This window comes from Halanaerobium congolense (assembly GCF_004366375.1).
Classification (GTDB): Bacteria; Bacillota; Halanaerobiia; order Halanaerobiales; family Halanaerobiaceae; genus Halanaerobium; species Halanaerobium congolense.
Genome location: NZ_SOEF01000003.1, coordinates 19,052 through 34,403 on the forward strand (window position 1 = coordinate 19,052; position 15,352 = coordinate 34,403).

16 protein-coding genes and 1 pseudogene are annotated in these 15,352 nt (G+C 31.7%); 2 read left to right on the top strand and 15 right to left on the bottom strand.

Going from position 1 to position 15,352, the window contains the following annotated elements; translation table 11 throughout:
* Positions 1–123 precede the first annotated feature (123 nt).
* On the top strand, positions 124–624 hold the full coding sequence (locus tag C7954_RS01745; protein WP_073155382.1) for a flavin reductase family protein: 501 nt from the start codon (positions 124–126) through the stop codon (positions 622–624).
* Positions 625–1,055: 431 nt separating this feature from the next.
* On the opposite strand, the gene C7954_RS01750 is transcribed toward C7954_RS01745, so the two are convergent.
* The 3 genes from C7954_RS01750 to yneA all read right to left on the bottom strand — a co-directional run bounded on the left by C7954_RS01750 (position 1,056) and on the right by yneA (position 3,318).
* Positions 1,056–2,009 carry an L-lactate dehydrogenase gene (locus tag C7954_RS01750; protein WP_073155384.1) on the bottom strand — a complete coding sequence of 318 codons (954 nt, stop codon included), beginning with the start codon at positions 2,007–2,009 and terminating at the stop codon, positions 1,056–1,058.
* A 174-nt stretch (positions 2,010–2,183) separates the two neighbouring features.
* Positions 2,184–2,840, bottom strand: coding sequence for a YneB family resolvase-like protein (locus tag C7954_RS01755; protein ID WP_073155386.1), 657 nt, complete (start codon positions 2,838–2,840; stop codon positions 2,184–2,186).
* Positions 2,841–2,973: 133 nt separating this feature from the next.
* Positions 2,974–3,318: a cell division suppressor protein YneA gene (yneA, locus tag C7954_RS01760; protein WP_073155389.1), complete on the bottom strand. Its 345-nt coding sequence runs from the start codon at positions 3,316–3,318 to the stop codon at positions 2,974–2,976.
* A gap of 166 nt (positions 3,319–3,484) precedes the next feature.
* On the opposite strand from yneA, the gene lexA reads away from it, so the two are divergent.
* The gene (gene lexA, locus C7954_RS01765) at positions 3,485–4,108 is read left to right on the top strand and encodes a transcriptional repressor LexA (RefSeq protein WP_073155392.1); all 624 of its coding nucleotides are present in this window, start codon (positions 3,485–3,487) and stop codon (positions 4,106–4,108) included.
* A gap of 148 nt (positions 4,109–4,256) precedes the next feature.
* Here lexA and C7954_RS01770 read toward each other — a convergent pair whose 3' ends face one another.
* The 12 genes and pseudogenes from C7954_RS01770 to C7954_RS01825 form a co-directional block, all read right to left on the bottom strand.
* Positions 4,257–4,889: a uracil-DNA glycosylase gene (locus tag C7954_RS01770; protein ID WP_089716591.1), complete on the bottom strand. Its 633-nt coding sequence runs from the start codon at positions 4,887–4,889 to the stop codon at positions 4,257–4,259.
* 42 nt (positions 4,890–4,931) lie between these two features.
* Positions 4,932–5,573, bottom strand: a complete 642-nt coding sequence (locus tag C7954_RS01775) for a tetratricopeptide repeat protein (RefSeq protein WP_073155395.1) — start codon at positions 5,571–5,573, stop codon at positions 4,932–4,934.
* 54 nt (positions 5,574–5,627) lie between these two features.
* Complete coding sequence (hfq, locus tag C7954_RS01780; RefSeq protein WP_073155398.1) at positions 5,628–5,864, bottom strand: RNA chaperone Hfq; 237 nt, start codon at positions 5,862–5,864, stop codon at positions 5,628–5,630.
* 97 nt (positions 5,865–5,961) lie between these two features.
* Complete coding sequence (locus tag C7954_RS01785) at positions 5,962–6,342, bottom strand: thioredoxin family protein (RefSeq protein WP_089716593.1); 381 nt, start codon at positions 6,340–6,342, stop codon at positions 5,962–5,964.
* Entirely contained in the window at positions 6,302–7,273 is a 972-nt protein-coding gene (gene miaA / locus C7954_RS01790; protein ID WP_089722752.1) for a tRNA (adenosine(37)-N6)-dimethylallyltransferase MiaA, read from the bottom strand. Before miaA ends, C7954_RS01785 begins: the two co-directional genes overlap by 41 nt.
* Positions 7,270–9,150, bottom strand: coding sequence for a DNA mismatch repair endonuclease MutL (gene mutL, locus C7954_RS01795; protein ID WP_134058562.1), 1,881 nt, complete (start codon positions 9,148–9,150; stop codon positions 7,270–7,272). The genes miaA and mutL overlap by 4 nt, the downstream gene beginning before the upstream one ends.
* Before the next feature lies 1 nt (position 9,151).
* Complete coding sequence (gene mutS / locus C7954_RS01800) at positions 9,152–11,758, bottom strand: DNA mismatch repair protein MutS (RefSeq protein ID WP_134058565.1); 2,607 nt, start codon at positions 11,756–11,758, stop codon at positions 9,152–9,154.
* Between the two features lie 168 nt (positions 11,759–11,926).
* Positions 11,927–13,255: a tRNA (N6-isopentenyl adenosine(37)-C2)-methylthiotransferase MiaB gene (miaB, locus tag C7954_RS01805; RefSeq protein ID WP_081374460.1), complete on the bottom strand. Its 1,329-nt coding sequence runs from the start codon at positions 13,253–13,255 to the stop codon at positions 11,927–11,929.
* A 36-nt stretch (positions 13,256–13,291) separates the two neighbouring features.
* Positions 13,292–13,429 carry a TrkA C-terminal domain-containing protein gene (locus C7954_RS01810; protein WP_338068530.1) on the bottom strand — a complete coding sequence of 46 codons (138 nt, stop codon included), beginning with the start codon at positions 13,427–13,429 and terminating at the stop codon, positions 13,292–13,294.
* Between the two features lie 2 nt (positions 13,430–13,431).
* Positions 13,432–13,701 (bottom strand): annotated as a pseudogene (locus tag C7954_RS01815) (Trk family potassium uptake protein); the annotation flags it as partial.
* 114 nt (positions 13,702–13,815) lie between these two features.
* Positions 13,816–13,980: a rubredoxin gene (gene rd / locus C7954_RS01820; RefSeq protein ID WP_005488503.1), complete on the bottom strand. Its 165-nt coding sequence runs from the start codon at positions 13,978–13,980 to the stop codon at positions 13,816–13,818.
* Positions 13,981–14,077: 97 nt separating this feature from the next.
* Complete coding sequence (locus C7954_RS01825) at positions 14,078–15,346, bottom strand: chloride channel protein (protein ID WP_089655102.1); 1,269 nt, start codon at positions 15,344–15,346, stop codon at positions 14,078–14,080.
* Positions 15,347–15,352: the final 6 nt, after the last annotated feature.

The following is a 15,352-nucleotide window of genomic DNA, read 5'->3' on the forward strand; positions in this document are numbered from 1 at the left end:
ATGAATCATTGAAACTATAAAACAATAATGAATTTTAATAAGGCTGAATATTTCTTGATAGTGATATTCAGCTTTTTTATATTAAATTTAATAAAATAAAAATTTAAATAGAGGTGTTAATAAATGGAAAAAGTAGATTTTAATCAAGTTTTAAATAATTATAATGAAGTACTGCCCAAAGGAGTATTTTTAACAACTAAAAATAATGGAGAAATAAATACAATGACAATGGGCTGGGGAACTGCTGGTTTTATCTGGAACAAAAATATTTTAATGGCACCTGTTAGAAAATCACGCCATACACATAAGCTAATCGAAAACAGCAAATATTTCACAGTCAGTGTACCACTAAATGGTCAGCTGAAAAAAGAACTTCAGTTTTGTGGAACTAAGTCCGGCAGAGACTATAATAAAATTGAAGAGTTGAATCTAGAACTAGCAGAGGTTGAAGAATCTGAAGTTCCAATCATCAAAGGAAACGATCTGCACTTTATCTGTAAAATTAAATATCAGCAGGATATGTTAAAAGAAAACTTGGATCAAGATGTTTTAGAAAAGATGTATCCTGATAAAGACATGCACACATTTTATTACGGAGAAGTCGCTGCAGTTTATAGAGAATAATAATTTAAGTATATTTATTAGAAGAGTTAAAAGTTAGCTCAGCTGCAATTTTAAATAAAATGAAATAAAAGCAGAGGCTCTAGAAGTAAAAAGTTTTCGCTAAGATGGGGATTTGATCAGCTTTTTAATTTATGAGGCTTTATCAAAAGTGCTCCTAAAAGATAAAATTTGCTGATTTTAACTCATTTCAGTGAAAACTAACTTTTTAAGTAAAAACTTCGTAAAATTATTATTTTACGAAGTTTTATTAAGTGTTATTAAGTGTCTAATTATATTTATCTTATTTACTTTAAATTAGCTATCCTAAATTTATTCTTTTTATATCTCATATCTTAAGTTAACTTAAGATATTGGGATTTCAAAAAATTAAATACCGAGTACTTATAATTTTTAATAAGTACTCGGTACTAAAAATTTATCTGTGCTAAAATTTAAATGTTGATTTCTTTAATGTTTTCTTTCAAATGCTCTGCTGATTCTTTAAAAGCTTTTTCTTCATCTTCGGACAGCGGCAGTTCTAAAACTTTTTTAATTCCATTAGAATTTATTAAAGTTGGTAAACTTAAACTCATATCTTCAACTCCATAATAACCTTCCATTAATGATGAAACTGTTAAGACTGCATTCTCATCTCTTAAAATAGCTCTGGCTATTCTAGAAACTGCTAAAGCAACTGCATAAAATGTAGATCCCTTTTTCTCAATAATTTCATAACCAGCATTTTTTACCTGATCACTTATTTCTTTAAGATCATTATCTGCACATCCCTTTTTACAAATAGGACAATAATTATCTATTTGAGTTCCTGCAATATTGGTTAAACTCCAGACCGGAACTTCACTATCACCATGTTCACCAATAATATAACCGTGAACATTACTTGCAGCAACTCCACAGTTTTTGCTTAACAATGATCTAAAGCGAGAACTGTCTAATACTGTTCCTGATCCCAGAACTCTGTTAGCTGGAAATCTTGATATTTTATAAGTTAAATAAGTTAAAATATCAACCGGATTAGTGACAACTAACAGTATTCCTTCCTGATTATACTTAGTAATTGAAGGTATAATATTCTTGAAAATACCAGTATTTTTCTTAATTAAGTCCAACCTAGTTTCTCCTGGTTTTTGCGCTGCACCAGCTGTAATTATTATTAACTTAGCATCTGCTAAGTCCTTATAATCACCTGCATAAATATCAACTGGATTTACAAAGGAAGCACCATGCCTTAAATCCATTGCTTCTCCCTCAGCCTTATCCTGATCAAGATCAATTAAAACTATTTCTGAACCTACACCCTGAACCATTAAAGCATAAGCAGTTGTTGCACCAACTCCTCCAGCTCCAATGACGGCGATCTTATTAGGATTTATCTTATTATTCATCTTATATCACCTCATTAAAGTATAGTCTAACTCATTTATATAAAATTCTTTATTTCTCAATATTAAGTATAGCATTTTTATCAAGAATAAAAGTAAAATACTTTACATTAAAAAGGATTTATGATTAAGCCAAGAAAAATTTATTAGTACCTTTCCTTATAGACATATCCAGAATTATAGTACGATTTCATTATTCTTTTTATATTCTTGATATCTTCTATGGACGGTTGATTTAGAAACATCATACCCCAAACCTCTGAGAGTTGCAGCTATATCCTTAAAAGTTAAATCTAATTTTCTTAATCGAATAATTTCCTCCAAAGGAACTTCCTTCCGATCTCTGCCTCCCTGATCAATATTACTTAAATTAGCGGCAGGATTAAATTTATCTTCAGCTATTTTTTTCTTCATGGCCCGACTTATGTTTTGATTTCTTAATTCTTGCTGATAATTTTCAACTACTCCCAATATCTCTAAAATCATCTTTTCTAAATCATTTAAGGCAATAGCACCTTGATCAGCTAAGGTATGTATTTCAGCTCCCATTTTTTCTACCTGATGAATTAAAGCCATTTTAGCATTACCCCGACCTAAACGGCTGCTGTCCTGAACCAATAGTATTCCAACTTTTTTCTTTTTAATTAAGTTTAAAACTTCTATAATTCCCGGCCTGCTCTCATTGAAGCCGCTTTCTTTTTCTTCTACAGTCTTTATTACTTTTAGTTCATTTTCCAAAGCATAACTTAAAAGTTCTTCTTTTTGTCTTTTTAAACTTGTACTCTGACTTTCCTTTTGAGTGCTGACTCGAGTATAAATAATAGTTTTTTTCATAATTATCAACCTTTCTGTTTGGCTGGTGTATTAAATATTTTGCAGCATTATTTAATTATAACAAAAGCAAAAATGATTGCAAAACAGTAAAAAAATTTCTGTCTCACAATCATTAATATATAAATTTTTATATTTAGTAATTTAAAGGGATAATTAATTCTCGCCCTGGATTAATTACAGCTGAATCTATGTTATTAATTTTTTTGATTTTATAAATTACTTTTCTTAAATCAACATCACTTTTATTATAATATTGTGAGGCGATTGACCAGAGAGATTCTCCATTTTTTATCTCATGATTAATAAAATTACTGCTGTTTTCACCAGAACTAATTAGTGAAAACACTGATATTAAAATAATGATTAAAACTAAAATAGCAATTAAAACTGCTAGAATTTTAAAAAAGACCGATTTTCCAACTCTATCTTTTGTCTTAACTCCCTGATAATTTATAATATAAGAATTTAAACCATTCATAAATAATCCCTCCCATTTATTTTTAATGAAACACCTGTACTAAACAACTGTTTGTATTTATATTATAGCAGTACGTATGTTCATTGTCAAGGATTATTTGAACGATTGTTTGTCTATTATTAAAATTTATGTTATAATAGAAGAAAATAAGAATGGAGGAATCATTATGGAAGATCTATCTAAAAGACAACAAAGTATTTTACAATTTATTATAGATGAAATAAAATCTAAAGGATATCCACCTTCTGTGCGTGAAATTGGAAAAGCAGTTGGATTAAAGTCTCCTGCTTCTGTTCACAGTCATTTAAAAACTCTAGAAAAACTTGATTACTTACGCAGGGATCCTTCTAAACCAAGGGCTATTGAGGTTATATATAATAATGATCAAGAAAATAAAACTGATAAAGAAATAATTAATATTCCGATAGTTGGCAAGGTAACTGCAGGAGCTCCTATTCTTGCAGAAGAAAATATTGAGGATTATTTCCCTCTTCCTTTAAGCTATTTAAAGGTAGGTAATAATGACTTATTTATGCTTAAAGTAAGTGGTGATAGCATGATTGAAGCCGGTATACACGATGGTGATTATGTAATCGCAGAAAAACAGAGTTATGCTCAAAACAATGATATTGTTATTGCTCTTCTAGATGATGAAGCAACTGTAAAGCTCTTTTTTAAAGAAGAAGATCATATTAGATTACAGCCACAAAATTCTGCCTATGAACCAATTATTTCTAAAAATGTTATGATTCTCGGTAAAGTCATTGGTCTTTTTAGAAAATTTGATTAAAATAAAATAATATTTGCTTGACTACATTTATCTTGATAAAAACCAAACTATACTAAAAACCAAAAAAAGCTAAGCAAATTAATGCTTAGCTAAATAAAATGATATTTTATTATATTTTTATTTTCAAAAACATAATCAAATCTTTAAATTAAAATTCTCCGCTGTTGGATAATTCTTTTATTCGATCAGCGGCTTTTTTTATTAATTTAAAATCATGCCAGCTGTATTTTTTCATCTTTTCGTTTCTCAATAAATAAGCAGGATGAAAAGTTGGCAGAATGTATAAATCTCCCCTTTTAAACCATTTACCACGAACATTAGTAATTGATTCTTCAGGGTTAATTAAATATTTAGTGGCTGTCGAACCAAGGGTAACAATTACTTTGGGCTGAATTAATTCAATTTCTGAGCTCAAAATTGATACACAGGCTTCAAACTCATTCTGGCGCGGAGCCCGATTTCCAGACGGCCTACACTTAATAACATTTGTAATATACAGTTCTTTTCTTTTTAAATTGACAGAGGCAAGAATCTTATCCATCAATTTACCAGCGCGTCCTACAAAAGGCCTTCCCAAACGATCTTCGTTAGCACCTGGTCCTTCACCAATTAGCATAATTTTATTTTTTAAATTTCCTTCTCCCATCACAACTCCATTAGCATTTTCACGAAGCTGACATCGCCTACATTTTAAGGCTTCTTTTTTTAATCTCTCGTAATTATCATTGGGATAAGAAAATAACTGCTGAATTTTAAAATTACCATCCTGATCAAATAGCATTAAATTCCTCCCACTTAGAACAAAGCACAATATTCTGGATTTTTATTCTATAAAATCTTGATATTCATCATCTGCCAATGCCTTGAATAAATTTCTAGCACTAGCTGCTTCTAAAACTGCTCTAACATAATTCCCATTTTCGTAAAATGCATAGCCTTTAATTAAATGAGAATACTCATTCTCCTGCATTGACAGCGCCTGATTAGCATAATCTAGCGCCTTATCATATTCTTTTATTTCTACCAAAGCAGCAGCTGCATGGTTTAAAGCCCAGAAATTATTACTATCTATTTCAAAAATATATTCAAATAATGAAACAGCAGATTGATAGTTTTTATTTATTACCTCTTTAAAAGCAGCATAATTTAACAGCAACAAATTATCATGATCACTATAATTTTGCCAATCTTCTAAATACGGAGAAACAGCAGCGTTAAATTCCTTTCGACTCACACTGCTGCCGAAAACATCTATAATTTTATATGCATTCTCAATATCTCCTATATTAGCATATGCTACTGCCAGAGTATAATTTAAAATAATGTTACTTTTATCCTGTTGAAGCTGAACTCTAGTAGTTTCAATTAATTCTTCCCAATTATACTTTGATTCAGCTGCTGTATTGATGGGAAAAACTGTTATAATAATTATAATTGTAAAGAAAATCAAAAACTTATTTTTCAAGAATAAACCAACTTTCTTTGACTAAATTGTTATACCTTAATTAAAATAATTTTGTTATTCACCTAAATCAAGAAGACCGCTAATTTTTTCAACCGGAGCAATAGTAGAAATAGCATGCTTATAAATCATCTGATCTCGCTCATCACTTCTCAAAATAACTGTGAAGTTATCATAGGCTGTAATTTTTCCCTTTAATTGATAACCATTAACAAAATAGACAATGACTTCAATATCTTTCTCATGAACATGTTTTAAAATGTGGTCCTGATAATTAATGTTATTATTATTCATCTCTTCTGCAGCCCCCTTTTATATTTTTAAAGCTCTCTATTTATAAATTCAATATTATTTAGAAAATTCCTGCAAAGAAGTACAAATAATAAAATTATTAATTATTTTCTTCATCTAATTCTTGAAAATATGAATTACTACTACCAAAATATGATTTAAGTTGATAATATATATCATTAGGAGAGCGGACTCCAAAACCTGTATAAACAGCTTTACCCTCTTTAAAAACTTTAGAGACTGGAACAGAATTAATATCATAGCGTTTAAATATTTCAGGAGCATCAGTTAATTTTAATTGATAGAGCTTTAATTCAGGAAAAGAATCGATAACCTGATTTATGTTTTTCTCTGCTAACTGACAGTAACCACAATCATCGTTAGAAAAAAGAACAAAAAATGCATCTTTTTCTTCTAATAACTTATCAAACTCATCTCCACTAGAAATCAATTTCTTTTCTTTTTTGGTATTCTTGTTCATAATTTTTTTCTCCTTTTATTAACTGAATCATTGTATTTAAAATTTCACTTTTATCTTCCTTTTCAATATTAAAAACTATTAAATCATCTTCTTTTCTTAACCAGGTAAGCTGTCTTTTGGCAAAATGTCTGCTCCGCTTTTTTATTTCATGCACTGCTTCTTCTAAACTAATCTTACCTTTTAAATGTGATATTAATTCTTTATAACCTAATGCCTGATGAGCAGTGTCACTTAGAGATTCATATTTATCTAAAAGACTTTCAACTTCATCTAATAGTCCCTGCTCCATCATCAAATCAACCCGTTTATTAATTCTTTGATATAAATTTTCTCTACTTCTAATTAAAGCAAATTTAAAGGCAGAATAGCGTGGAGAACGTTCTTTTTGTTTCTTTTTATAAAAACTTTTGCTTTTTCCGGTTTGCTTATAAATTTCGATTGCTCTAATTACCCGACGTAGATCATTAGGATGAAGTTTTTTAGCAGCTGCTGCATCTTTTGCGGCTAGAATCTTATGAACTGCTTCTGTTCCTTTAGACTCAGCTAATTTTTCTAATCTATGACGCAGTTCATAATCTGGTTCAATTTCAGGCAGCATAAAACCCTCTAAAACAGCTCTCAAATAAAGGTGAGTACCACCTACAAGCAAAGGCATTTTCCCCTCTGCTTTAATTTCAAAAATTAATCGATCACACTCTTCCTGAAATTGTGATACAGAATAATCTGCTTCCGGACTTACAAAATCAATTAAATGGTGGTTTATTTTTGCTCTCTCTGATTCAGAAGCTTTGGCGGTACCAATATTCATTTCCTGATAAATCTGCATAGAATCAACTGAAATAATCTCTGCATTAATTTGTGCAGCTAAATCAAGTGATAACTCAGTTTTCCCAACTGCTGTAGCACCTGTCAAAACAATTATATCTTTCATTTTCTACCAAGTCCTTTTTCTATTTCTTCACGGCTGATATTAATCATAACCGGTCTGCTGTGAGGACAGCGATAAGGGTTTTCAGTCTTATATAAATCTTTAATCAGCTGGATGCTCTCATTTTTAGTAAGAGGTTGACCAGCCTTAATGGATGAGCGACAGGCTAAATATTCCAGCATATTTGCTTGAACTTCAGCTGCAGATTTTGCTTTGCCTGCCTCAGCCAATTCTGCTATCAGCTCTTCAATAATATTTCTAGTAGACATATTTTTCAGTAAAACAGGAACTTCCTGAATTAAAATAGTATTATTACCAAAATCACTAAAATCAATTCCAATTTTTTTAATCTCAGCCTCATATTGATGCACAATTTCTCTTTCTTCAGCTGAAAGTTCTATTTTAACCGGCATCAGCAGTGATTGTGAAGCTTTGTCCTTTTTATTGTATTCAGCATAAAATCTCTCATATAAGATTCTCTCTTGAGCATTGTGCTGATCAACAATCTTTAAACCCTGATCAGTTTCAATCAGCAGATAACTATTAAAAATCTGGCCTAGAAATTTAAAATAGCTTTCTTCTGCTTCAACATTCTCCAGTGAATATTCTTGATTTTCGTTTTCTCGAATAAGCTGTCTAAAATCTTTTTTGTTTTCCGAGCTTTTGAGATCTGGATTATAACTTTTATCGTCTTCATAATTAATATTTTTTTGATAATTATCTTTACTCTGCTTATACGAACCAGTTTTAGAATAATTGTTTTGCTTAGCTGAATTATAGCTGCTTTTTTTATTTTGATTAAACAGCTGATCTCTTTCAATATTTTCTTCAGTCTGATCTCTATCAGCCTCCAAACTGTGATCTTTTTTTATTTTTATTCTGGTTGTTGGATCATTTTCTTTGAGAGTATTTCTAACAGCTTTTTTAATAACATCAAAAATAATTTGACTGCGTGAAAATTTAACCTCTTTTTTGGCAGGATGGACATTAACATCTACCAAAATTGGATTAACTTTTATAAATAGAAATACAATTGGTTTTCTACCTGGGTTGATTAATTTGCTATAGGCAGTTTCAACAGCCTTAGCAGTTAGATTATTATAAATAGGTCTGCCGTTAACAAAAAATAGTTCATGGCTTCTGCTGGAGCGGGTTAATTCCGGTCGGCAGAGATAACCGCTTAGTTTAATGTATCTATCTTCAATATCGATTGGAATTAGATTTTCAGCTATATCTCCACCAAAAACAGCGTATATTGTATCCTTAAGCTTACCATTGCCAGGGGTTGAAAGAATTTGCCGGCTATCATGAAAAAGTTTAAAGCTCAAATCACTATTAGCGGTTGCTTCAGCACTTACAATCTTGCTGATATGAGAAAATTCGGTAGTTGTAGTCTTTAAATATTTATAACGGGCAGGAGTGTTGTAAAATAAATCTCTGACTGTTATTTCTGTTCCTATTGTTGAGCCAACAGGCTTTTTGTCAATAATTTCTCCACCCTTGAGTTTAATTTTAACTGCCTGATCACTATCCTGATGACGACTGATCATCTCAATTTCAGCCACAGAAACAATACTGGCTAAAGCCTCGCCTCTAAAGCCTAAACTATAGAGGGAATATAAATCATCAATATCTTCAATTTTACTTGTAGCATAACGGTTAAAAGCTGATTCGATATCATCTGCTAAAATACCATGTCCGTCATCTTTAACTTTAATTAATTCTCTTCCACCATCTTCAATTCGTATTTCAATATTTTTGGCACCAGCATCTATAGAATTTTCAATTAATTCCTTAACAATTGAGGCTGGTCTTTCTATAACCTCTCCTGCTGAAATCTGATTAGCAACATTTTGAGGAAGCTGTTTTATAACACCCATTTTAATTCTCCTTTTCTTTTAAGTCCTTTTTTAAATTGTATAAAAAGTTCATAGCATCCATTGGTGTCATCTCTAAAATATCCTGCTCATCTATTTTTTTTAAAATTGGACTTTTTTCCGTATTAAATAAGGGCAGTTGTTGATGTTTATCATCAGCAATTGTTTTTTCCAATTTTCGAACCGGCATCTTATTATTTTCTTCAAGCCGCTCTAATATTTTTTGAGCACTGATAATAATTTCCTCAGGCAGGCCTGCCAATCTAGCAACTTCAATACCATAGCTATCATTTGCTCTACCTGGAACAATACGGTGCAGAAAATGTACCCCATCACTATCTTCTTCAACCAATACATTATAATTTTTTATACCTTGATACTCATCTTCTAAGCGGGTTAATTCATGATAGTGTGTTGCAAACAATGTTCTAGCACCAATACGTTCTGGATTGTTTAAATATTCACTGACAGACCAGGCAATAGAGACACCATCATAAGTGCTGGTACCTCGGCCAACCTCATCCAATATAATTAAGCTTTTTTCAGTACTGTTATTAACTATATTAGCAACTTCATTCATTTCCACCATAAAAGTACTCTGACCTGTTGTTAAATCATCACTTGCTCCAACTCGAGTAAAAATTCTATCTGTTAAACCAATTACCGCTTCAGCTGCAGGAACATAGGAGCCTATTTGAGCCATTAAAACTATTAAGGCTACCTGCCTCATATAAGTCGATTTACCTGACATATTTGGTCCTGTGATAATAATAAATCTCTGGTCGCTCTGATTTAAATAACAGTCATTTGGCACAAATTGTTCTTCAAACATTTTTTCGACAACAGGATGGCGTCCATCTTTAATCTTTATTTCTGCCCCATTATTAATCTTTGGTCGATTATAATTATTTTCTATTGCTAAGTATGAAAATGACAATAAGACATCTATTTTAGCTATAACTGCAGCAGTTTTATTAATTCTTTCTACCTCAGCTGCTATTTCATCTCTAATTTCTACAAATAATTTATATTCTAGATCATTTATTTTTTCTTCTGCTCCTAAAACTTCAGATTCCTTTTCTTTTAACTCTTGAATAATATAGCGCTCACTGTTGCTTAAGGTTTGCTTTCTCTCATAGCGCTCCGGAACTTTATCAGTATGCGAATTAGTAACTTCTAAATAATAACCAAATACTTTATTAAAACCTACTTTTAGAGTATTGATCCCTGTTTTTTCTCTTTCTTCTTTCTGCAGAGCTGAGATCCAATCTTTACCACTGCTGACTAAGCTTCTTAATTCATCTAACTTAGAATCATAACCATCTTTAATAATACCACCTTCAGTTATTGTTGTAGGTGGTTCATTTTTTATTGAATTATCTATTAAATTATAAATATCCTCTAAAAGATCGAAATCTGCCTGCATTTCGGATAATAAATCACTTTGAAGTTCCACCATTAGTTTCTTAACAGCCGGCAGTTTAGCCAGTGAATTTCTTAAAGCAACCAAATCCCTGGCATTAGCTGATTGGTAGGTGATTTTACTCATTATTCTTTCTAAATCATAAATTTCTGATAGTTCAGCTCTTAATTTTTCTAGAATCATATAATTATCTATTATTTCTGCAAGAGCATCATGTCTTTTTGTAATCTCATTTTTTTGAACTAAAGGCTGATTAATCCATTTTTTAATTTCTCTAGCTCCCATAGAAGTAACGGTCTGATCTAAAATCGAAAGTAAAGAGCCAGATCGCTGATTATCTCTAATAGTAGAAGAAAGTTCTAAATTTCTTCTGCTGGCTGAGTCTAAGACCATGTAATCTTCTAAATGATATGCTTTTAAGTTTGTTATTTGATTTATAGTCCTTTTTTGAGTTTCAGACAAATAGCTTAAAACCTGTCCGGCTGCATAGACTGCAGCTTTCATTTCTTCACAGCCAAAACCTTCAAGAGATTTTAGCTTAAAATGGTCTAACAAGCCCTGATATAGACGCTCAAATTTTTTCTGGCCTAAAATATTTAAAGTGAAATTATATTGATTGTGCAGTTCATTTATTAATTTTGAAGAAGCTGTCTGTTCATCTAAAAGCAGCTCGCGAGGTGAAATTCTATTGATCTCATCTTTTAATTTATTTGTCTTTTCAGCCGAAAATTCTGTTAAATAAAATTCTCCGGTTGAAATATCTGTATAAGAGAAACCATAATAATCACCGTATTTAAAAACTGCTGCTAAATAATTGTTTTCATTTTCTGATAAAATTTCATTTTCAATGACAGTTCCGGGAGTTACAACACGAATAACATCCCTTTCTACAATTCCACTGCTTTCTGATGGATCTTCTAGTTGTTCACAAATTGCAACTTTGATTCCCTTTTTAATTAATTTTTCTATATATGAAGCGGCAGAATGATAGGGAACTCCTGCCATTGGAATCTTTTCTCCTCCACCTTTATTCCGAGAAGTTAATGCAATATCCAGTATTTTAGCAGCTCTTTTTGCATCTTCACCAAACATTTCATAAAAATCTCCAAGCCTAAAAAATAGCACTGCATCCTGATATTTGTTTTTTAAATCATGATACTGCCTCATCATTGGTGTCAACTCTGCCAAATTTATCCCTCCAAATCTAATGATTTTTAAGTATTAATTTTCATCTATTTAAACTGAAATAAATAAGATAAAACCTGAAAGATCTATTTAATTATCCTCCAGGTTTCTATCAAAATTATTTCTTCTACAGCTGTTAAGAATAAATTTTATCTCAACTGTCAATAAATTTTATTCAATTAAACTACCTTCTAAAGTCCAACTTTTAGCAGATTTCACTTTAACTTCTACTAATTTTCCCACCAAATCCTCACGCTTATCGATAAAACAAATTTTATTTGTTGAGGTTCTACCTTCATAAACTTCAGGGTCATTATTGCTGGGGCCGATGACTAATATTTCTTGAGTAGTTCCGATTAGTTTTTGATTTTTTTCATAACTAATTCTGTTCTGTAATTCCATTAATCGATTTAAACGCTCTTTTTTAACTTTATCCTCTATCTTATCATCTCTGCGGGCAGCCGGTGTACCACTGCGGGGAGAATAAATAAATGTATAAGCCATATCGAATTTAAGTTCTTTAACCAGCTCAATGGTTTTTTTAAAATCTTCTTCGCTTTCACCGGGAAAACCCACTATAAAATCTGTTGAAACTGAAGCTCCAGGGATTTCTGCCTGTATATTTTTAACTCGATCAATATAATATTCACGGGTATAACCACGGTTCATTTCTTTTAATACTTTGTTGCTCCCTGATTGTACAGGTAAGTGAATATGGTTTGCTACTTTATCTAGATTTTTAATTTTTTCTAATAGCTCATCAGAAAAATCTCTTGGATGTGAGGTCATAAATCGAATTCTTTTAAGATTATCAACTTCGTTTAATTCTTCCAACAGTCTTGAAAAGGTACTCTTTTTTTCCAAATCATTACCGTATGAATTAACATTCTGTCCTAAAAGTGTTATTTCTTTAACCCCATCTGCTGCCAGTCTTGCGGCTTCTTCTACAATAGAAGTGACAGGTCGACTGCGCTCTCTACCTCTTACATAGGGAACTATACAATAAGTACAGAAATTATCACAACCCTGAATAATTGAAATCCAGGCTGAATGTTCTGATTCACGCTGTGATGGGAGATCAGGAATTAAGCCTTCCTCTTCATCCCAAACTTCAACAACTCTATCTTTGGTCTCTTCAATTTTTTCTATCAAATTAGGTAAATGATGAATATTATGGGTACCAAAAATTAAATCAACATGTCTGTACTTTTTATAAACTTCATCAACTGGTTCATCCTGCTGCATCATACAGCCGCCAATACCGATTATTAGATCAGGATTTTCTCTTTTATATCTTTTTAATTCACCTAATTTCCCAAATACTTTAAGCTCTGCATTCTCTCTTATAATACAGGTGTTTAACAAAATTATATCTGCCTTTTCTAGTTCATCTGTATGCTGATATCCCATTTCCTCCAGCATACCGGCCAGCCTTTCTGAATCATGTTCGTTCATTTGGCAGCCGTAAGTTATTATATTATAATACTTATTTTCACTCATTATTTCACTCCTAAATATACTTAAAAATAATTAGCTTTATTGTTTTTTATCATCATAATCTTTTAAAGACTCTAAACTCTCGTTTTTACCTATTACTACTAATCTATCTCCTTCAAGAACTTTGTCACCAGCTCCAGGAGAAACATTTAAATTTTCTCCCCTTTTTATAGCCATCACATCGACATAATCCCGAGTCCACCAATCTGGATTAAAAGCATAATTACAGTTGAGCCGAAAATAGTAAAGGCTTCCTTTGTATTTACTACAATTAGACCGGTTACACAGGTAGCTGAAGTAGCAGTAAAAACCGCATCTATAGCCCCTAAACCCTGACCGTCATTTGTTGCAGCTGGCAGCATTAAAAGCAGCGATCCTAGCATAATAATTACAAAATAGCCGCTCACTAAATATTGAGCTGGTGTTAAATTCTTTTTCTTTAAATTCATAATTAACCGTCCTTATTTCTATTCGAAGTAATTATACTATAATTAAAATTGATTGTAAAATAAAAACTGGGGATAAGCCCCCAGCTTTTGAAAAATATTTAAATATAAGTAATATTAGCCATCATATGGTTCGAACATATCTTTACCCACACCACATTCTGGACAGGTCCAGTCATCTGGAAGATCTTCAAAAGATGTTCCTGGCTCAATTCCACCTACAGGATCTCCTTCTTCTGGATCATAAATGTACATACAAACTGTGCACTGATACTTCTGCATATTAAGTCTCTCCTTTCTCATTTAAATATTAATAAAATAATAAATTTATCTACTTAATTATAAAACATATATAGCTGAAATGTCAAGTTTTTACTATTTACAGCCGCTCGAAATAATCAGGTGAATAAGCAGACTTCAAACCGCTTTTGCTGGCTGCTCTCTCGGCAATTAAAGAAGATATTAGCAGTGGAACAGTCAGGCTGTAATTATGGGTAAATTCTAAAATTATAAAGGTTGCCGTTAAAGGTGCACGAATAACAGCACTGATTACCGCAGCCATCCCAATTAAAGCATATAAAGAAGAAGAACCAGTTAAAAAAGGTAAAATTTGATGTGATAATCCCCCTATAATAATCCCGGTTAAACTGCCAATTAAAAGTGAAGGTGAAAAAATACCTCCTGAGCCACCAGAACCTAAGGTTAAAGCTGTTGCTATAATTTTTAAAACTAAAAGTATAAATAAAAATTTGAGATCATACTCACTTTGATTAAATAGCTCAACAATTATTCGATTACCTGAACCCATAATTTCAGGTAGTTTAAATGCTATCATTCCTAATAACAGTCCACCTAGAGCAGGTTTTAAAACAATATTCAGCTTTAAATTATCAAATATATCTGATAATTTACGCAGTGTATAAACAAAAGCCACTGCAAAAACGGCTGCAAAAATTCCAATCAAAGCTGCAGTAATGAAATTATAGACATTTTCCACCTGACCTAAATTAAGATGGGCTAAAAATAATTCTTGCCCACTCCAGCGGATAACCATATCAGCTGAAATCGCACTAACTGCTACCATTATTAAACGGTTTTTGTCGACTTTATTAAATAAAATTTCAGTGACAAACATTATCCCACCCAAAGGTGCATGAAATAAACCGGCAATACCAGCTGCAGCACCACAACCTAAAAAAGTTTGGTAGTCAAAAAGGTCTAAATCTAACTTATAAGCAATTAAATCTCCTATTCCAGCTCCAATTTCAACAATTGGACCAATACGCCCTCCAGAACCACCGGAAGAGATAGTAATTGCAGAAGCAAAACCCTCTGTTAGCAGATCTCGGTAAGTAAGATGCCGTTCTTTAGTTTCAATTGAACTTAAAATAGCTGGAATTCCATGCCCCTTTGCTGACATACTCCCATATTTAATGATAAAGCCTACAATTAGACCTCCCAGGGCTGGCACGAAGACAAGACTTAAACGGTGAAAAATTGTCAGCTCCATTCCAATGTCAATCAAAGAAAAAGTAAAATAGTCTAAAATATTATTATACAATAATGCTATTAAACCGACAATAATACCAATTAAAAAAGCTAAAAATAACTTTATGTATCGGTTATTAAAAATTCTCTTAACTGACAATTTACC